The sequence below is a fragment of the Portibacter lacus genome, from assembly GCF_021533215.1.
In the GTDB taxonomy this organism is placed as follows: domain Bacteria; phylum Bacteroidota; class Bacteroidia; order Chitinophagales; family Saprospiraceae; genus Portibacter; species Portibacter lacus.
In genome coordinates, this window is record NZ_JAJNKA010000002.1 from 428,266 (window position 1) to 448,987 (window position 20,722).

Annotated in this window: 18 protein-coding genes; 13 read left to right on the forward strand and 5 right to left on the reverse strand. The window is 34.6% G+C overall.

Translation table 11 applies throughout. From position 1 onward, the window contains the following. Nucleotides 1-27: 27 nt before the first annotated feature. The 5 genes from L2586_RS04275 to L2586_RS04295 form a co-directional block, all read right to left on the reverse strand. Complete coding sequence (locus tag L2586_RS04275) at nucleotides 28-1,158, reverse strand: 6-bladed beta-propeller (protein WP_235291552.1); 1,131 nt, start codon at nucleotides 1,156-1,158, stop codon at nucleotides 28-30. Nucleotides 1,159-1,600: 442 nt separating this feature from the next. Next, a complete protein-coding gene (locus L2586_RS24625) occupies nucleotides 1,601-4,696 on the reverse strand; it encodes an efflux RND transporter permease subunit (protein ID WP_317218949.1) in 3,096 nt (1,031 codons plus the stop codon). Beyond that, a complete protein-coding gene (locus L2586_RS04285) occupies nucleotides 4,681-7,707 on the reverse strand; it encodes an efflux RND transporter permease subunit (RefSeq protein WP_317218950.1) in 3,027 nt (1,008 codons plus the stop codon). Before L2586_RS04285 ends, L2586_RS24625 begins: the two co-directional genes overlap by 16 nt. A gap of 16 nt (nucleotides 7,708-7,723) precedes the next feature. Then, on the reverse strand, nucleotides 7,724-8,818 hold the full coding sequence (locus L2586_RS04290) for an efflux RND transporter periplasmic adaptor subunit (RefSeq protein ID WP_235291554.1): 1,095 nt from the start codon (nucleotides 8,816-8,818) through the stop codon (nucleotides 7,724-7,726). Nucleotides 8,819-8,822: 4 nt separating this feature from the next. Further along, nucleotides 8,823-9,038: a hypothetical protein gene (locus L2586_RS04295; protein ID WP_235291555.1), complete on the reverse strand. Its 216-nt coding sequence runs from the start codon at nucleotides 9,036-9,038 to the stop codon at nucleotides 8,823-8,825. A 264-nt stretch (nucleotides 9,039-9,302) separates the two neighbouring features. Between L2586_RS04295 and L2586_RS04300 the strand changes: the two genes are divergently transcribed. The 13 genes from L2586_RS04300 to L2586_RS04360 all read left to right on the forward strand — a co-directional run bounded on the left by L2586_RS04300 (nucleotide 9,303) and on the right by L2586_RS04360 (nucleotide 20,700). After that, nucleotides 9,303-9,497: a hypothetical protein gene (locus L2586_RS04300; protein WP_235291556.1), complete on the forward strand. Its 195-nt coding sequence runs from the start codon at nucleotides 9,303-9,305 to the stop codon at nucleotides 9,495-9,497. Nucleotides 9,498-9,621: 124 nt separating this feature from the next. Further along, a complete protein-coding gene (locus L2586_RS04305) occupies nucleotides 9,622-10,677 on the forward strand; it encodes a hypothetical protein (RefSeq protein ID WP_235291557.1) in 1,056 nt (351 codons plus the stop codon). A gap of 135 nt (nucleotides 10,678-10,812) precedes the next feature. Then, nucleotides 10,813-11,943 (forward strand): hypothetical protein, encoded by a 1,131-nt coding sequence (locus tag L2586_RS04310; protein WP_235291558.1) that lies wholly within the window; start codon nucleotides 10,813-10,815, stop codon nucleotides 11,941-11,943. 87 nt (nucleotides 11,944-12,030) lie between these two features. Beyond that, nucleotides 12,031-13,038 carry a BF3164 family lipoprotein gene (locus tag L2586_RS04315; protein WP_235291559.1) on the forward strand — a complete coding sequence of 336 codons (1,008 nt, stop codon included), beginning with the start codon at nucleotides 12,031-12,033 and terminating at the stop codon, nucleotides 13,036-13,038. Nucleotides 13,039-13,480: 442 nt separating this feature from the next. Beyond that, on the forward strand, nucleotides 13,481-14,890 hold the full coding sequence (locus tag L2586_RS04320; protein WP_235291560.1) for a TonB-dependent receptor: 1,410 nt from the start codon (nucleotides 13,481-13,483) through the stop codon (nucleotides 14,888-14,890). After that, nucleotides 14,877-15,680, forward strand: coding sequence for a M15 family metallopeptidase (locus L2586_RS04325; protein ID WP_235291561.1), 804 nt, complete (start codon nucleotides 14,877-14,879; stop codon nucleotides 15,678-15,680). Before L2586_RS04320 ends, L2586_RS04325 begins: the two co-directional genes overlap by 14 nt. 237 nt (nucleotides 15,681-15,917) lie before the next feature. After that, on the forward strand, nucleotides 15,918-16,472 hold the full coding sequence (locus L2586_RS04330; RefSeq protein WP_235291562.1) for a thioredoxin family protein: 555 nt from the start codon (nucleotides 15,918-15,920) through the stop codon (nucleotides 16,470-16,472). Then, complete coding sequence (locus L2586_RS04335) at nucleotides 16,473-17,207, forward strand: segregation and condensation protein A (protein ID WP_235291563.1); 735 nt, start codon at nucleotides 16,473-16,475, stop codon at nucleotides 17,205-17,207. 86 nt (nucleotides 17,208-17,293) lie between these two features. Then, on the forward strand, nucleotides 17,294-17,479 hold the full coding sequence (gene rpsU / locus L2586_RS24775) for a 30S ribosomal protein S21 (RefSeq protein ID WP_235291736.1): 186 nt from the start codon (nucleotides 17,294-17,296) through the stop codon (nucleotides 17,477-17,479). Nucleotides 17,480-18,013: 534 nt separating this feature from the next. Further along, a complete protein-coding gene (locus L2586_RS04345; RefSeq protein ID WP_235291564.1) occupies nucleotides 18,014-19,594 on the forward strand; it encodes a sulfatase in 1,581 nt (526 codons plus the stop codon). 5 nt (nucleotides 19,595-19,599) lie between these two features. Then, nucleotides 19,600-19,917 carry an MFS transporter gene (locus L2586_RS04350; RefSeq protein WP_235291565.1) on the forward strand — a complete coding sequence of 106 codons (318 nt, stop codon included), beginning with the start codon at nucleotides 19,600-19,602 and terminating at the stop codon, nucleotides 19,915-19,917. Beyond that, complete coding sequence (locus L2586_RS04355; protein ID WP_235291566.1) at nucleotides 19,907-20,119, forward strand: hypothetical protein; 213 nt, start codon at nucleotides 19,907-19,909, stop codon at nucleotides 20,117-20,119. The genes L2586_RS04350 and L2586_RS04355 overlap by 11 nt, the downstream gene beginning before the upstream one ends. A gap of 200 nt (nucleotides 20,120-20,319) precedes the next feature. Further along, the gene (locus tag L2586_RS04360; RefSeq protein ID WP_348535560.1) at nucleotides 20,320-20,700 is read left to right on the forward strand and encodes a VOC family protein; all 381 of its coding nucleotides are present in this window, start codon (nucleotides 20,320-20,322) and stop codon (nucleotides 20,698-20,700) included. Nucleotides 20,701-20,722: the final 22 nt, after the last annotated feature.

The following is a 20,722-nucleotide window of genomic DNA, read 5'->3' on the forward strand; positions in this document are numbered from 1 at the left end:
ACCTAAATCCGTATATAAGACAAAAAGTCATTTACTAAACCTAATGATAATCGGATTTTGTTCATTGGCTGATTCATTGCGAGGAAGATCAGGACGAGGGCCAATTTGAAAGTCGCTTAAAAAAATTAGTGCACTATCTATATCGGTAGTGTAACCATAAATCCCGGTTGAATTGTCAGAATAAATAAAAGGCATGAAAGTTTTAACGTTATAAGGTAAATCAACTTTCGAGGAGTTTATTGACCCGCCGTTGTCTTTATGTAGATTGAATACTTGAAATTCCCCTTCATAATAAGCGACCACTATATCTTCATTTGGAAAAAAGTAGAGGATAGGATGAACAATATTGTTTTCTAAAAGAAAGTCTAAATAATACTTTGGGGATTCGCTCTGTTCTTTTGGGTAATTGGTAAGGTCGAATTGATTTATCCCAAAGTCAATATTATTCGTTTTTTTTATGGAATTTTCGTTTAGTTGATAAATATTACCGGTAGTACCATTTATAAAGTAGTTCTTTTGATTTTTCATGAAGAATGGGTTCATAATATATCCCATTAATCTAACCCGATGCGCTGTATTAGGAAGATGTTCGGAAAGTAAACGCCCTTCTGCAAGAGAATAAAATTTCAATAGCGGATCATCTACAAAAGAATAAAATACAATCAAGTTATCATCTAAATGAAAAAATCTATGTACTGAAATGAAATCAAGGTTAACTGACGATTTATAATTACCTTCAAGATCGTATATAAACAATTTCCCTCGTGGATCTAAGATTTCTAGATTGTTATTATAGATTGCGAAATATTCGATTGAACTGTATTTTCCTGGACCTTCTCCTTGATTATTAATTTCATACCTAAAATCCCCATTGTCATCAAATGTGAATATAGAATTCTGAGACTTGTCTAGAATAAAAAAATAAGTATCATGTATTAAAATTTGATTTATTCTCCTTATGTGAGATTTTTCCGATGTTTCTAAAGGTACGAATTCTACTTCTGGAAAAATTGTACTTGGTTTCACCTTTGGGATATTTTCAAGATCAATTAAAATATCTACAGAGTCTAAGTTTTCGGTTGAATTACAATTAATTAAAACTGAAAAGCACAGAATCATAAAGATAATTCTTAGAGCCTCTAAAATATTAAGTTTCATACGCCCCTTTGTATTTTAATAACATGCGCAAAAATCTGAAGCAGACCCAGTGTATATGCAATTGTCAGGCAAAGTCCATTGTAGGCAACAGCCACAGTTGGAACTGGCGCAATTTATTGTGGGGTTGCCGTCATTTGCAATATAAAAGCAGGGCTCTCCCAAATTATAAAATGCCATTGAAAAAAATACTGTGACTGAAATCACAAGAGTAAATGTAAGAACTCGAAATCTTTTCATTTTTGCTGATATTGTGAATCCATTATTAAAAAAATTGAATTCTAATCAAAAAATAAGAAACAAAGTGAATTAGCGCTAAAACATTTTGATTATCATTCGTAATGTATTTGTTTTCAATCACATACACAACACCCATAATTGAACATAATTGAATTTAATTGAATTTAATTGAATTTAATTGAAAATTAAAACCTTCCCATGAAGCCTAAGACCTCGAAAATTTCACAAATGCGGGCATAATTAAACACACGGCAAAAACAGAAAAAAACAATCCTCCCATCGCACCAACTGCTAATGAAAACCAAAATGGCTCCTGATCACCAAACATTAAAAATGGTGTTAGTCCTAATATCGTAGAAAAAATGGTCAACAAAATCGGTGTAATCTTTCCTGAAAAAGCCTTCGTATAAATGGCTACACTTCGCCCATGTTTCACAGATAAGCGATTATAATCACTCCATATCAGAATCATACTATTCACCGTGATTCCACTCACCAGAATAAAGGAAGTGTAACCTCCTTGGTCAAAAGTGAAATCAAACAAGTAGAAGGTCAGAAATATGCCAATAAATGAAATAGGAATCATCAATACAATCGAAATCGCTGTGCGAAATGATTCAAAATGTACCGCACAAATCATAAAAATCAATACAATGACCAATCCTAGTAATCCGTATTGCTTCTTAGCCTCTTCTTGAAAAAATCTGTTTTGAAGCTTTTCCAACTCATATCCTAATGGCAATGTTGGTCTGAATTTCTCGATACATTCGTCCAAGTATTTATAACCGAATCGCGCAGATCCTGTGTATTCCCATTTTAAAAGCAGTAAATATTGTTGGTTTTCTTTGTGTAGACTGCTAGGTAGTTTTAACCTTTCCACTGAGCTTATCCCACTTAATGATAATTGACTACTGTCTTTCGATATCACCTCATTGTTCAGATTCCAAAACCCCTTTAACATGGAATTATCACTGATCATTCGGATCGGAACATTTTCACTTGAGTAACCTACAAACTCTCTTAATGGGTTTACATTCTGGATAACACCATAAAGGTCTCCAAGTTCGAAACCCGAGGCAATCATAGCACGTTTATCATAATCAAAGTGAAAAGCATATTTTTCCCGACTGTACCAGTCTAAGTTCCCATCTGTATCCACTTCTTTAATCCTTGGATGTGACTCAAGGAGCTCCGCGAATGCACTCGAAATAGTACGAAGTTCTGGTAAATTATATCCTCTCATCTTTACACTAAACTGAGGCGGTCTGGAAAAGCTGCCATTCGAAAACCCCTTTCCCACACCGTAAATATTCCATGTTGCTCCACCCAGATTCACTGCCATTGAAGTCAGTCTGTTTTTTAAAACGAAAGGAAAGTAATAATCATTTTGATCGACGAATGTGATACGAAAAGATGCCCGTTCGCCATTGCTGATATTTAAAATGTAGTTTTTCACCTGATGTGGTAAATATTGAGAAAGGTAGGATTCTACCATGGCACATAGTTGGTCTAATTGCTCTAATGTACTTCCATCTGGTAGTCTTACATTGGCATAGAGAATTGTCTCTTCATTGTTTCTAAAACTCCCTCGTTCATAAACGTATCGATAAAAAAATCGAAAGCTCCCACCTAGAATTTTTTCCACCCAAGGCTTTATATCTTCCTGGTAAGTCTCTGAACCAATGGTATGGTTATACCATGAAAGCCCTTCTATTTCAGAAGGGATAAGAAAAACGGGAAGCCCGAATGCCCATATGCTTGCCACGATGACCCATCGCCGATATTGCTTTATTTTGGAAAAAAGACTTTCCCAGAATGAAAATGCTTTTAAATTTTTATTCTCTACAAGAGCTTGTTGCTCCTCCCTCCTCTCCCATCGATATTGCAATGCAGGAACGAATAAAAAAGAAACCAATAATGAAATGGAAAGGTTAATCATAATTACTCGCGCAAACTCTTCCAGATTTTCACGCCATAACTCAGGAAGAAAGAATATTACAATGAGCGAAGCAATGGTAGTTAGCGTTGCAGAAATCAAAGCTGGAAAAATCGAAAGGTTCTGGTAGTGTCTAATATGATGAAGAATAACGAGTGCATTGTCTATAAGAATTCCGAAACTTATGGTAATTGCCGCAAGCGCATAGAGATTAATATTGACATCCATCACATTGTACGCTATTACTGCGAGACCTAGGTTTACAAGAAGACTAGTGATAATAATGATCGTATAACTTAGCTTTCTGTAAATAATAATTACAAACAAAAGTAAAAGGGATAGCGAAAGAAGACTCCTTAAGCGAATTTTTCGCAATTCTTCTCTTAGATATTCTGTCTGATCATTTTCTAATAATAAATCGTATCCCGGAGGTAGTTTTTCTCGAGCATCTTCGATCTTGTCCTTTAATAATCCAGCTGTGACTAGATGGTTAGCATTTTTCTCAGGAATGCATTGAATTCGAACATTAGACCTCCCGTTAATTCGATATATCGATTTCCGTTCTTTAGGTTTTCGAAATACTGTTGCTACATCATCTAGGTAATAATTAAAAATGGAATCAGATTTCACAAGCATATGAGAAAGACTAGACTGCTGTGCTTGGCCTAGTTTAAGAGAAATGATGTCTTCATTATAATTTACTTCAGAAAGAGATTCATCTAAACCATAGGTATTCACTGCTGCTCGAATATCCTCCTTTGTAATATTACTTGCTAGCATTTTATCTACGTTATACTCGATGACCCATTCGGATTCTTCGCTTCCTTCTAGTCTTATTTCCTTCACACCTTCTACTAAAGAAAGCAGCGGAATTAACTGGTCGCTTGCATATCGAGATATCTTGTCAGCAGAAAGTGAGGAAAACAAAGAATAGGTAAGTAAGCTGGTATTGGTGTTTTCTTCCAGTCCTGAAAGTTTGATGTCAGGAAATTTAGTTGCTGGGGGAAGTGAAGGGTAGATTTCTCTAACGCGACTGGCGACTTCAAACCTTAAATAATCGAGATTTATATCCTCTGCTACATCTAGTTCGATCTCAGCTTGCCCGATATTAGAGCGGGAGTAAATACGCTCTATTCCTCCGATTCTAGAAAGTCCAGCTTCTAAGGGCGTCGTTACTTTTAACTCTACGGCTGAGGGAAGAGCATTAGGATAACTAGCGGTGACAAAAATTTTCTTAGCCTTTCTTTGTGGGTTGAGCTGAAGATTTAAGCCTTCGAAAAAAAAATAACTGCATGCGGTTGCCGCAAGGAAAAAGATAATAATAGAAAAGCTATATTTTTGTATATTTTCTATGTCTTTGTGGATTTATGAAGGATGACTCTCTTCGGATTAAATATTCTATACAATACAGGCAAGAAAATCAAGCTGCTCAGTGTTCCTACCACTAATCCTCCTATTACAGTTAGAGCCAATGGCTTCTGAATTTCCGCACCTATCCCGGATGAAAACAATACAGGAAGAAAGGCAAGAATAGTCGTGATGGAAGTCATAACGATAGGACGTAATCGGCGACCACTTGCATGAATAATGGCTTCATCTACGGATTGTCCACTTCTCGTGTTCTTGTTAATCATATCAAGTTTTAGGATCGCATCATTCACAATGATTCCTGCAGTAATGATGAGCCCCACCATGGAAACCAAGTTGAGTGTTTCCCCTCCAATCCATAGAAACAACATTCCGCCAAATAGAGATAATGGCACATCCACAAGAACTAAAATCGGTTGCACCAGAGATTCGAACTGAGCTGCAAGAATGAGGTATAGAAGAATGAAGACAATAAGTAGTATTCGCCACAATTGGCTAATGATTTTTCTAGTTTGATAGATACTTCCACCAAAGCTTACAAAGAAGTCGCCATCCTTAGTAATCTGTTTTCGAAGATCATCTTCTAATCCTTCTCGATAATTAATCGACGGTATTTCTAGTGCTTCACCAGCTAGTGTTCCTTTAATACTTTTGTAATCTCTTCTTTTCTGGACAGAAATAAATTGACCTAAAGGGATATTATTTCCATTTTTATTCTGAATTAATGTCTTATGAATGGCATCATAAAAGTCTTCTTTTTCCATAGAATGGCCTATTACTATAGGGATCATTCTGTCTGAGGAACGCATTTCCGTTATTGCATTAGCATTAAAAATGGTCTTAAGTTTAGAAAGTAGGGCATCATACGAAACACCATATTCCTCTAAAATGTCTAATCGAATGGTTAGATTCAGAAATTCATCGACTGGAGGAACTTCAAATTCTGGAATAACAGTTTTGATATCATCTACAAGAGGTTGAATTTCTTCAGGATCTGGCAGTTCTGAACTTTGACTAGGATAGGCATATGAAATGAGTGGATATTCGTCCGTAGAGAAAAGATAATCAAAGGTATTTTTTTTACGAAATGATTTAGAATCTGCTTTGGGGAATTGTTGTGAAAGATAAGCTGTAATTGATTCTACAAGCGAAAGTGCTTCTTCACTACTTTTAGACTTAATTAATAATTGGGATTCATTAATACTACTTTCCTCTGCTGTTAATATAAATTGTTTTTCACCGATAATGGCACTTAACCAAAGGATGTCATCTGATAAATATGCTCTCAGTTGATTAACCCTTATGATACTTTCTTCTATGCCAATGTTTTCATTCCAGTCTATACTAACTTCTAATTCGTCTGTACTTAATTCAGGGAATGCTGTTCTATTAATCTGACTGATTAGGAAAATTCCCAGTGCACTCAGAATGAGAAAAATAACCAAAAGTAAAAACCTATTTTTTAGAAAAAACACGACTGCTTTGTGGTGCCCTTTGTCCCAGATTCCTTTTTTCTCAGATGGGTTTTTGTCTTTCATCAGTATTCGTGCAAGAACGGGCAGTACAACTGCTGATACTAATAGCGAAGCAATTAATGTTATGCTAATGGAAATAGCCTGATCGTAAAAGAGTGCGCCTGCAATTCCACTTATTAATATTAAGGGTAGAAATACAGAACATGTCGTCATCGCAGAGCTCAATAAGGGTTTTAATACATCTTTAGTTCCTACGGTGATTGCTTCATTTAATGCTAGTTTGTTTTGTTCTTGACGAATATTGTCAATAATAATAATTGCATTGTCGATCATAAGTCCTACACCTAGAATCAAGCCTGAAATAGAAATGATATTAATGGATAGTCCTAATAAATAAAAACCTCCAAGGGCTAGAAGCAAGCCTAAGGGAACCGTAATGATAATTAATAAAGGCAGTCTCCATTCTCGAAAGAAAAAGAAAAGAATAATACTACTGAATAAGATGCCATAAAGTAGAGAGGTTCTTAGATTCTGATAACTAATTTCCAGAACCTCGGACTGATCATTGATAACTTTAAAATTTAAATCTGGATAGCTTAGCTTAAAATCTGCAAGCAGGGTGTCCATCTTTGTTTTAAGAGAAAAGTTATTCGCATCGTCTTTTTTACGCACACTCATTATAATGCCTTCTTTTCCTTCGAATGTATATGCGCTTCTTTTGTCTTTCGGTCGAACAACGATATTAGCTAGTTGTTTGAGTTGGTAAATTTGATTCTGAATGGAAACATATACATTTTTTAAATCATCAATTTTTTCGATTTTATTGCTAAGTTCTACATTGTATTGATACTGTCCATCTCTTATAATTACATTTCCTACATCTATGTTGCTGTTCGAAATGGCACTGGCTAATTCTTCCTCATTAATACCTAGAGACTGGAGTAAGTTCTGATTCGGAAAAACGATAACCTCGGGATATTCAAGCCCATGCAGATCTGCAAAAGCGATTTCCTCTTCTTGTTCTAATCGACGTTTAATCACTTTTTCTGTAAATTCTGAGAGCTGCCTTAAATCCTCATTTGCCTCATTTTTAGGTAGGATTGCGAGATAGAATACAGGAATATCAGAGATATTGGATTTAATTACTCTGGGCCTATCGATGTTTCTAGGTAAGAAAGACATTGCCTGATCTACCTTTTCATTGGCTTCTATAAATGAAAGGTCTGTATCGGTTCCATGCCTCAATGTTAGGTCGATGTATGCTGATCCATTTCTGCTACTAGAATGCAGATCTTCTAAATGGTGCAATTGTAATAACTGGTTTCTAAGAGGGCGAGTTATGGTGTTTTCTATAACCCTAGCTGTTTTTTCAGAAGCAGATACTTGAATACTAATCTTAGGAATCGGAATGTCAGGAAGTAGGGAAATAGGTACTTCTCGGCCGAAAAATAATGAGAGTACCACAAGACCTAAGGTAATGGTCAGTACAGCAATAGGTCGATATATTAAGTATTTTACGATATCCCTAACAATTAAATGAACGTGATATTTATTTCTCTAAACTTTCAGCAAGCTCAACTTTCGCATCATGATCAAGATTGAGGTTACCTTCAGCGATAACTAGATCCCCTTCCGCAAGACCATCTATTATTGCAAGAGCATCTTTGTTTTCATAACCAACAGTAACATATTTCCACTTAGCTAATCCGCTCGCTTCATCATAGACAAAGATCACATCTCGATCTGACCTGGACACTAATGCAGACTTAGGAACAATTAATTGATTTTTCTTATGGCTTTCTACTTCTACTCTGACATTCATTCCTTCGAAAAGGTGCTGACCACTGCCTATTATTTTTGCGTAAATGGTAACAAGTCCATTTTTGTCAACAACTGGATTAATTTTCGATATGTTTGCTTTTATTTCTTGATCTGGAGAAAGTAGAGGATATGCAGTGATCGATGTTCCAATTTTTGTGGAAAGGGCATCAGATTCTAACATCATAATTTTAATTTCAAATGAGGAAGGGTCTATAATGGTGCAGATTTCTTCTCCAGCATTAATGTATTCTTTATCATTGATTTTTATGTCGCTTATCCACCCAGATATCGGGGAGAGTGTTCTTTTTTCTTCAAGTCTATACTGAATTTCTTTTAGCGCAGATTGTGCCTTATTTAATCCTGAAAGAATATTGATGTATTCTAGTTTTTGCGGACTAACACTTGAGTCTTGGTCGGCAAATCCACCATCTCTGATGATTCTTTCATTTTTAGACATTATGGCATCATCATATTCATTTTTTCTCTGTTCTAGCTGTAATTGCAATTCCTGAGCATCCTGTTCGATGAGTACTTCACCTGTTTTAATATACTTACCTTCTAATAGGTTATAATTTATGATTTGTCCATCTGATGTTGATTTGATATTGACTTTACGATCTGCTTCGATTCGTCCGCTCAGAATTTTCTGAATGGTAAAAGTTTCTAATGTAGCTTTTACAACGCGGACTTTTGTTTTCTGATCTATTAAGCTTGCCTCTTCTTTCGCCTTAGCCGTGACGGTTTCTAAGTCTGGTTTTTTAGCATTGCAGGAAGGCAGAAAGATGATCAATATTAATATTGAAAGCATTCTAGTGTGGAGCATAGAACTATAAGTTTTCGTAGGGTGTGTTTTTAATGATATGCTTACCTACGATACAGAGATATATTGCTCGCTGTTGCTTGATATCTAATTGTTTTCGAGGAGGAACTGTTATTCCTTTTTCTGAAAGCTTTTGTTTTAAGAAATGAGGCGTGACTTTTAGCTCTTTTGCTAAGCGAGTTCTAGTCTTGAAAGGACTGAAAGTGATTTCATGGTTCGTCATATGTAGAGTTGTTCATGTACAATGGGGTGCTTAAATATATAAAAATATTGGGTGGTTTTGGCAATTTGAAAATGTTAAAATTTTCAATTAAATTCAATTAAATTCAATTAGGAGGGTTGTGTAATATATTGAATGACAGTATATTGCCGAGGTGTTAATTGTTTAACATTCTTGAGTGTTATAAAGTAATTATAGACTCAAAAATGTCTAACTTATTTCGGTTAATCCTAAGCCAAATTTTAAATTAGGAAAAATTTAATTGTTATGAATATTTTAAAAGGTGTATTTGTATTAATTGTTATGTTTATTTTTTATCTACCAGTTTCTGCAAATGTGGGTGTATGTGCAGAGGGTTTAAGTCAAGGTAAAGGAACAATTCATTGGGATCCTATTAATGGTGAAGCAGAATTTTGCCCTCATGATGATGCTTTAGTATGGTGTTGTTATGATCCATGCTAAGAATAAAGCCATATTAATCATGAAATTCAATATGATAATTATTTTGATTTTATTGCGTGAGACTATTTTTAACTACTCACGCAATTTAATTTTAACATCTTGTCTTAGCATTTTATTTATTTTAATGATATCATGCAATGAGGATGGAAGAATTGGCAAGTCTGATTTTCATTTCGAAGTGGTCGATTCACTGTATGTTCAAAATGTATTTGATTTGGAGTATCTCGATAAAGATATGGGAAATGAATCATTTTTATTTTACAGTTTAAAAAATAAAATGATTTACCTAATAGATAGAAATACAAAAAAGACAATTGAAATTCCATTTCCTGGACAGGCAACATCAGCGTCAGGATATGGGCTTAAATCTGGATGTTTTGTTACTTTTAATTCTGAAGAATCAATAGTTTTATGGACAAATAAGGGGTATCATTTCTATGACTTAACAGGTAGTTTATATCGTAATGTTGATTACAAAACAAACTATTCACATCCTATATCAGCTTGGTTCAATACTGTTGAGCAGGGTGATCAATTGCTTGCTTATCAAACACGAGCTATAGATCTTAATGATGATGGAAGTTTTTCATTCGAGGATTCACGGCTCGTAGAGCGATTCAGTTTTGATTCTAAGATCTCTAATTTATATAAAGGCTTTCTAGATGAGGACCCCAGATTATTAATCGGAGAATTTAAAAGAAAAGTAGTTTTTGAAGGAGATGATTATCTTCATATATTATTTAGCCCTGATAACACGATCAGTACCTATTCTTTAAAAGATAGTTTTGATTTTGTTAGACAAGAAAAGATTGAAATACCTAATTATGAACCTCCTTCAATTCCTCGTTTTTCCTACGAGGAATTATTAATTAACCCAGACATATATTGGTTTTTTGGAGATGCTAAGCACTTTTACTTGATTTACAAACTAGGCATAGATCCCAAAGAAGTTAATTTTAATAATTCAGGCATATTGGACGACGCGTCTTTAAATCAAGTGGTCATATATATGTATATCCATGATCGCACTACTGGTCATGGTTATTCAGTGGAACTTCCGAAATTATTACCTGGTTTCAAGGCAAAATTGGAGGACAATTTATTTTTAGGTCAACCATCTTCTATTCTAAGAGAACATGAAATGGGAAATGTCTTCTATATCGTAGCGTTAGAAAATTGATTATTTTTAAAATGCATATTAATTTTTGTTTAATTATTAACACGTGGAATAAAATCTAAAATTTTCATTTTGTTTAAGAACGTTGTGTTTTAGTGCATTATAAAAATTTGATTTCTTTAGAAAATGAAGAACCTTATGAATAAAAATAAGAGTGGATTTAGACTTAAATTTTCACTCTATATTCTTGCAGTATTGACTTCAATAATTGCATTCATTTCTTGCGAAGATCGCAGTGATAGCGTATTCGATGATTTATCTTTTAATATTGTCGATTCTATGTATGTCGACGGTGTCTATGACTTGGAGTATCTGGACAAAGATGGGGATAATGCGAAATTCTTATTTTACAGTTTGAAGCAGAAATTGATTTTTCTCTTGGATCGAAAAACTAAAGAGGCCATAAAGATTCCCTTTCCTGGTCAGGCAACATCTATCTCAGGATATTCCTTTAAGTCTGCTTGCTACTTTAACACGGATGATAAAGAATCAATAGTCATATGGACAGACAAAGGATATCATTTTTATGATGGTGAGGGTAACTTACTCCGAAATGTGGATTTTAAAACTTCCAATTCTCATCCAACTTCAGTTTTCTTTAAAGTAACGTATATTAATAATGAATTGATAGCCATTCAAAGACACGGAAGGGAGTATTTAAAGGATGGAACTTTGTCTAAAGAAAAATCAAAATTCATACAAACCTATAATTTTGAAAATGATGAGACGAATTTGTATAAGGGATTCAAAGATGATAATCCTACCTTAGCATCTGCTGATTTTTTGCTAAAGGCATCCTTTGAAGAAAATAAGTTTATACATATTTTACTTAGTCCAGATAACACGATAAGTACATATTCCATTCAGGATAGGTTTGAATTGGTGAAGAGTACAAAGATGGATATTCCTGATTATTCACCGTCATACCAACTTAGAGCTAATATTGAAGAACAAGTTATCCAGCCTAATATTTATAAGCTCTTATCTGATGCCCAATTTTTCTACATTATTTACAAACCGTTTATTGATCCTGGAAGTACCGGTATTAAATTTAACAATGGAATGATAGATCCTAAATCATACGATTTAGTAGATTTATATTTGTACAAATATGATAGATTATCAGGTGAAAGCAATTCGATTAAGTTACCAAAATTATTATTGGGATTTACTGCGAAAATGGAAGTTGATTTATTTCTAGTTAAGCCCTCCTCTTATATACATGAAAGTGAAAAAGGAAATGTTTTCTATATCGTAGACTTAGAATAAAGCAAGAAGTGAAAAATAATAAAACAGAATTTATATAGTAATTTAATGATTCACGTTATCATTAATCAGATAGCATTAATTTTTACAATGAAATTCTCGTATTTAAATATTTATTTTCTTGCATTACTTTTCATTGGCTGCAATGAAAAACAAGAAAGTGTTACAGAGACTTTTATAGAGAAAAATATAACGGCAGAAGTAATTCATATTAATGAATTTATTTACCGACCATCTGATATGATCATTTCAGATAACTATTTGGTTATTCATGATAAATATGATGAAAGCTTGTTTAAAATATTTGATTTGGATGATCTTAAAAATTCAAAATCTTGGGGTGAGCTAGGCGATGGTCCCGATAAAATAAAATATGTTTCTTATAATTCCCTATCCAGAATTAATAATGGATTTGGATTTGTAGATAAATATACATTTAGACAATTCCAGATTAAGAACAACCTTGATGTGATTGAAGCCCCGTCTATAAACTTAAGTAAAAATCTTGGGATAATTAATGGCTTCTGTAGATTAAATGATAATTTATTTATCGCTAACTCAATAAGTGAAGGTGATTTATATGAACATGTTTTTCTTAAAGGAAATGAAATAATCGAATCAGAATTTGGGTCTTATCCTGAAGAGGATATACCTCAACGAGAAATCATAGATAAGCAAAGGTATTATAGCAAATTTGGTCTGTCGAATGAGAAAAAAAGTAGATTATTTACTTTTTATTACAAGCAAAACATCGTAAAAATGTATGATTTTGATGGTAAATTAATAGGAGAAACTAACCTTGAATTTGATGAAATCATTAAAAAGGATCAAAAAGCATTAGCTTTTATGTCTGGCACATCTAATGAAGATTATATCTTTTTAATTAACCCGAATAAAATACAAAAAGATGTAAAAAATGATCCAGAAAACTATCATCCGAATTTGATAGTTATGAATTGGGAAGGCAAATTAATTGCGAAGTTGAAAATTCAAGAACCGATAGGATTAATATCAGTAGATTCAAATAATAAAGTTTATGGTATGACAAGTGATTTAGGTGATAGAATATTTAAATACGATTTAAGTTCAATATTATGATTCAGCCCCCTAATGACCAGATAATAATATAAGTTAATAAATGTGGTTTAATAACCGATACCTTTGCAATTTCAGCATCGACAGATGGTGCTGTTATGATCCATGTTAAGCACAATTAAAAGTCAAACACTTATGAAAATGGGATGAATTTGCTACGACCTCCTTATCACACAGATTATGTAGAAGGCAATTTAACTTTCGATGCATTTATCCCTTAAGTTATAGGAGCTAGAGGAGCTCTATTAGTTTATAGCTTGATTGATTTTGTAATCTATATCGTATTTCGATTTCAAAAAACAATTCATTCTATGAAATACCTTTTTCACTTATTAACCTGATAATGCCTCACTTGTACTAGTTCTTAGAAATAACAAATCCACAACAATTTCATCTCACCGCCCATTTAATTTTTAATACTTTTGTAGAATAAATAAGAAAGAGAATGGATCATTTGATATTAAAGAATGAACAAAAGGCACTTGAAATAAATCTTGATCAACAGATTTATGGAACCTTTGCTGAAATCGGGGCTGGACAAGAGGTGGCAAGAATATTTTTTCAAGTGGGTGCTGCTGCTGGAACCATTGCTAAAACCATGTCCGCATACGATAAAATTTACTCTGATCGGATATACGGAAAAGAACCTTCCGGAAGATACGTTTGTGAATCTAGAGTCTACAAAATGTTAGATCATGAGTATGACTTAATGGTGGAGAGATTACAAACAGAACTTCCTAATTCCACATTTTTTGTATTCGCAGATACGGTTTCTGCCATCAATTATTCAAAGACGATAAAAGGTGACGGATGGCTAGGAGTTCGGTTTCAATTGACACCTAACGGAAAACCAAATGATCTTGTCCTTCACGTTAAAATGAAGGATACCAATAACAAATTACAGCAAGAGGCGGTAGGTAAGTTAGGAGTGAATATGATCTATTCTTGTTATTTTTATAAGAACGACATTAAAGCATTCGTTGCTTCCTTATTAGATGGACTGCACGAGCGGGTAGAGGTCGACATGATTAGGCTTACAGGCCCAGATTTCGACCATGTAGATAATCGATTACTAGGTCTCTATTTGCTAGAATATGGACTAACCGAAGTCACAATGATCGGTCCAGATGGCCAGTCTGTACATGCTTCTGAATTCTTGTACAAACGTTCATTAATGGTGGTTCGAGGTCACTTCCGACCTCCGACAAAAGTAACAATTGATGTTATAAAATCTTCTTTCGATCAATTTAAAAACGAACAGGATGTAGACCCTGATAAATCATTTGTGGTCTGTGAATTAACCTTGGAGAACTTAGTGAAAGATGGAAAAATAGATCACGAAGATTTTCTAGCAAGGGCTGATTTACTGGGAGCTTTAGGACAGACTTTTATTATTTCTAATTGCCATAACCACCAGCGACTCATTAATTACCTTGCGGATTATAAGATAAAGAAATTGGGATTAGTAATCGGTGTCCATGAATTATTGGATATTATCAATAACAAGTACGAATCCAATAGAGATGGACGTTTGCTCGTTGCTTTTGGAGAACTTTTCACTCGTAACATATTGATTTACGCTTATCCTGCGTTGAAAGAAGAAGGAAGTACTGAGATTATGGAAGCGAATAACTTGCCTGTCCCAGAAGGGATTCGATTTTTGTATAGGCACTTAGTAGATAGCCAGCAGATTGTTCCAGTAGATAATTATAATAGAGAGAATTTGCATATCTTTCCTTATTTAGTATTTAATTCAATTCTTGCGGATGATGGAAAATGGGAGGATATGGTTCCTGCCAAATTAGTCCCTATAATTAAGAATAGAAAATTATTTCAAAACCATGTGGAAGTTTAGTATTGTATTATTTGCCCTCGTTACTTGCGCTCCAAAACAAGGTGAAGGGAATACTCAAGAAAATACTGATCCTATAAAGGTCAATGTTGCTTCAGAGCCCCTTAGTGAAACCATCGTTGCGAATCCAGCTGATACGACCTACCATAGTTATGGTTTTAATATGCTGATGGGACATTTCGATCCAGCTAAGCATAAGGATTACGTTGTCGTCGAGGCTAAGTATGCGGATCGTTCAGGAATGTACATTCACAAGGATACCTATAATGCGTTTCTGCTTATGCGAGAAGCAGCAAGATTAGATTCGGTAAATTTGGTAATCCGATCTGCTACAAGAAATTTTGATTATCAAAAAGGAATCTGGGAAAGAAAGTGGGAGAAAGAAAGTGCCATAAAAGACCCTGTCACAAGAGCACTGAAAATATTAGAATATAGTTCTATGCCTGGAACATCTCGGCATCATTGGGGATCTGACATTGACCTAAATAATTTCAATAACTCATGGTTCGAAAAAGGAGAAGGCTTAAGAATGTGGAATTGGCTAGAAGAACATGCAGCTGAATTTGGTTTTTGCAGACCTTATACCGCAAAGGATGAATTAAGACCTAATGGGTATCAAGAAGAAAGATGGCATTGGTCTTACATGCCCTTATCTAAGTATTTTATGTCAATGGCCAAAGAGAAGCATAGTGATTCTGAAATCAATGGTTTCAAGGGAGCTGAAGTGGCGGATGAGATTAATGTCGTAGAGAATTATGTTATGGGAGTAAATAAACAGTGCATCGATAATTAATGAACCGATCTGACAGCTAAATACTGAAAGATCACTGAGCCCGAGGTACGAAGGGATCATTGAGCTTAATCGACATTAATCATCGCTGATGCAGTCCATTTTTTACTTACTATTCCGAGAGACTAACTTTTCAACTTCCACATCAAACACTTTTCTCAACAAACTGTTATCTTTGCGAATCAATTACAATTTCTGGGTTTAACATTGACATAAGCCCAATTAAATTTTAAATAAAATATGAGTTACGTAGAATCAATAATGATCGACTTAGGAACGAAAGCTCCAGATTTTAAACTTCCAGATACGGTTTCGGGCAAAGAACTTACTTATGCAGACGTGCAAGGTGAAAATGGAACGGTTGTTATGTTTATCTGTAATCACTGTCCTTATGTTATCCATGTCAATGAGGAATTAATAAATCTTGCTAATGATTACAAAGCGAAAGGAATCGGATTTGTAGCTATTTCTTCTAATGATGCTATAAATTATCCTCAGGATGGACCAGCATTAATGAAGAAACATGCGGAGGAAGTCGGTTATAATTTTCCATATTTATATGATGAGTCTCAAGAAGTAGCAAAAGCTTACGAAGCGGCTTGTACCCCTGACATGTATGTCTTCGATCACAATCAAGAGTTATACTATCGAGGTAGAATAGATGATGCGAGACCTAACACAGATAGAGAAATTACAGGAATAGACATAAGAAATGCTATGGACGATATGTTAGCTGGAAAAGCAGCTCCAGAAAAGCAATATCCAAGTGGTGGCTGTAATATTAAGTGGAAGTAAATGAGCTATACGGTTCATCTCCAGCAATTCGAAGGTCCATTTGACCTGCTCCTATTTTTCATTGAGAGAGATGAATTAGATATTAATGATATACCTATTTCTAAGTTGACCAAGGACTTCTTAGACTACATTCAGGATCTAGAACAGCTGGATATCGAAGTGGCGAGTGAATTCATATTAGTAGCTGCTACTTTAATGCGGATTAAAGCGAAAATGCTCATTCCTAGAAAAGCGCTAGATGAGGAAGGAAATGAAATAGATCCTAGAACAGAGCTAGTTCAGAAACTTCTGGAGTATAAACAATTTAAAGCCTTAATTCCAGAACTGGAACGACTGGAAAAACTAAGATCCCTGAAAAGCTACCGAGGGAATATTGCGAAAGATCTGAAGATCATTGCTGAAAAAGCTCTGGTGGATGAAGAGCTAGAAAATCTAACGCTCTTTAATTTAATGAAGGCATTTCAGAAAGTGCTAGATCAATTAGAAGATAAGAAAACAAGGGCTGTTCATCACATTGTTGATTATAGTTACAATGTCGAAGATCAACAAGATTATATCTCTAGCAAATTTCTTAAAGGGGAAAAACTCGAGTTTAAAGAGGTTTTTAAAGGGTTAGAAAACAGAGTTCATGCGATCGTAACATTCTTAGCATTGCTGGAAATGTTGAATTTGCAAATGCTAGAAATCATACAAGGAGAGGGTGTTAACAACTTTTGGCTAAAGGAATTAAAATAAAATTTGGAAGAACTAAATTAAAAATGTATATTTGCGCCTCCAAAGTAGGAAAATTTAAAAATACAAAACTTCAATTATTTTATAACATGTTGATAATTAACGTTAAAGAAGAAGAATCAATAGACAGAGCTCTTAAAAGATACAAAAGAAAATTAAGAGATACTAAGATCATTAAAGAACTTAGAGCACGTAAGAATTACGAAAAGCCATCTGTTAGAAGAAGAAATGAGATTCTTGGAGCTAGATACAGATTAGAAAAATTCGGAGCTTAATTTTATATTAAGTTTCTGCTTAAGATATAAAAGCCTTGCATTCATTTGTAGGGCTTTTTTAGTTTCTGTTAAGTTACCGCATTTCACTTTAACAATACTTCATCCAGTTTCCGTTTCATTATCACATTATTTATATTTTCTTCTTCCTCGAATGCTGAAAGCAAATCCTAAATAGTCCTTTCAAAGCGGTATTGCCTCCACAAATTTTCTATCTCCCAGCTATATATCAAGTGTTTAGAAAAGCCATCCTTTTCAACTAGGAAACCATTGCTCTTACATCACATAAAAACTTTAAATAAAGGCAATTGTTGGATTGTCCATATTTAGCATCATATTATCTATTACCAACCAATATTATTTTCTCTAGTTTTGATATCAAACAAATATAGTTTGGGAAATTAAGATTTTAAACAAAGTAAAAACAAAGATTTTATCTAAATCCAAGTTGATAACAAGATGTAAGATTATCCATCTCTTTATCCAATATCACAACCAAAAAAGATAATAATCCTAAATTAGAACTTAAAAAAATAAATGATGTATAGAATTTTCTTATTTATTTGCCTTGCTCTTTTAATAAGTTGCAACAGCCAGAAAAGCACCGACGTTTCGGATAGCAAATCTCAACCCAATTTTGTTTTTATCCTTGCGGATGATTTCGGACTATACGACCTTAGCTTTATGGGAAGCGATTTTTACGAAACGCCAAACATCGATAAGATTGCTAAAAATGCTATCGTTTTCGACCAAGGATATTCAGCAAGTAGAGTATGCAGTCCCTCTCGAGCTAGCATCATGTCAGGACAGTTCACCGCACGTCACCAAATCACAGATTGGATAGGCGCTAGAAGCGGTGAAGACTGGAGAAAACTAAATAGAAATGATCGATATCTTCCAGCAGCTTATAATCATAAACTTCCGTTAGAAATGACGACACTACCTGAAGCACTTCGCGACGGTGGATACAGTACATTTTTTACTGGGAAATGGCATGTAGGCGATGTGGGTTCACATCCAGAAGATCACGGATTCCAAATCAACAAAGGTGGCTGGGAAGTAGGAAGCCCTAAAGGTGGATACTTTTCGCCATGGGAAAACCCTTCCTTACCGAATAAAGAAGCCGGAGAAAACCTTTCTATGAGATTAGCTAAAGAGACTGTTGATTTCATAAAACAAGAAAAAAGCAAACCTTTCCTGGCCTACCTTTCCTTCTATGCTGTTCACGGACCGATCCAAACAACTGAAGAAAAGTGGAGAAAATATAGAGAAAAAGCAGAAAAAAATGGGATAGCAGATCATGGTTTCGAAATGGAAAGATTGCTTCCTATCAGAGTTACACAAGACAATCCTGTGTATGCAGGACTAGTAGAACAAATGGATGATGCCGTAGGATTAGTCCTCGATGAACTAGAAAGTTCCGGACTCATCGATAACACCATTATCATTTTCACTTCTGACAACGGTGGAGTTGCTTCAGGAGATGCATATTCTACAAGCAACTATCCATTAAGAGGTGGAAAAGGTTATCAATGGGAAGGTGGCATAAGAGAACCTTATTTCATATGGGTTCCTTCAGAAAAGGCTAAGAGCGTGGACTATCCAGTAAGTGGAATCGATTTTTATCCTACTATTATTGATTACGCAGGAATTTCCAAACCTGATAATCAAGTACTCGATGGTGTAAGCTTGAAACCAATCATAGAAGGCAAATCACTGGAGGAAAGACCTCTATTTTGGCACTATCCACACTACGGAAACCAAGGAGGAGAGCCATCGTCTATAATGCGCCTCGGAGACTGGAAGATCATCAATTATCTAGAAGATGGTAGACTAGAATTATATAATCTTGCTAAAGACCCAATGGAACAAAACAACCTCGCTGAATCTAACCAAGAGAAAGCAAGTCAAATGAATGATCAGTTGATGTCTTGGTTGAAAAGTGTGAATGCAAATTTCGGAGAGAAAGATGATCAGTTTAGTGCTGAATTAGCTGTAGAAAAAATGAAGCAAAAGAAAGAAGTACTTATGCCTCGTTTAGAAGCTCAGCGAAAGAAATTTTTAGATAAAGACTTTGACCCTAAGAACAATTGGTGGGGAAGTAAAACAATAGATTAATCGAGATGGAAGAAAAATTCAATTATAAGTACGTCCTTTTTCTAGCCTGTGTTTCCGCATTAGGAGGGTTTTTATTTATTGCAATGCGTTTCGTAGACACACTAGGAAGAAGAAAACTAATGATATTTGGTGCGCTTGGTCTTTCTATTGTGTACGCTTTAATAAGTAGTGCATATTATTTCGAATTCAAAGGGCTTCAAATTTTATTCTTAGTGGTCGTCTCAATAGGAATCTATTCCATGTCACTAGCACCAATAACTTGGGTAGTATTATCTGAAATTTTCCCAAATCGAGTACGTGGACTACGATTTCGTGACAAATAGAAAGCTAGCAACTGTTTTCGAAGCGAAAGTTGGAAGTGGCCAACTCATTTATACTTCTATTGATTTAGAAACAAACTTGAATGAACGGATAGTTGCAAGGCAATTAAAAACTAGTTTGATTAACTATATGAATTCTGCTGAATTTGCACCGACAACCTCATTGAATATTAATGCATTAGATTTTACAAATATCAAATCTTAGGATTAAATAGTCATAACTTTTTAAGTACAAGGCATCAACACAATTTATCGTGGTGGTGCTTTTTTGTTTTTACTATGTCCGAAATTTACAATTCCAGAAAGGAGATAGCGCTTACATTTGAATAAAAAATAATGAAAAATCTAATCGTATTTTTATTCATCACAATAGCAACGAATACATATAGCCAAAACTTAAAGAACATGAAATTAAACGCTGGATTTATTACTGAAAAACTAGAAGAAACGAAGAAATTTTATGTGGAAACATTGAAATTCGGTGTAAGTTTCGAGAATGAATTCTACCTTCTGCTGCATACGCCGAACAAAGAAGCTGAAATAAGTTTCTTACTTCCGAATCACCCCAGCCAAAAACCAATATTCCAGAATGCATTCGACGGGAAGGGCGCTTTTCTCACTATTGAAGTGGAAGATGTAGATGCGATCTATAATGCTATGAAGTCCCAGGGTGTTAAGATAGAAATTGAAATAAGAGATGAACCATGGGGCGACCGACATTTTGCAATTGTAGATCCGAATGGTATCGGAATTGACCTGGTTAAATATACAGCACCTGAGGAATAGAGGTCATCTAGAATTAGCCGCC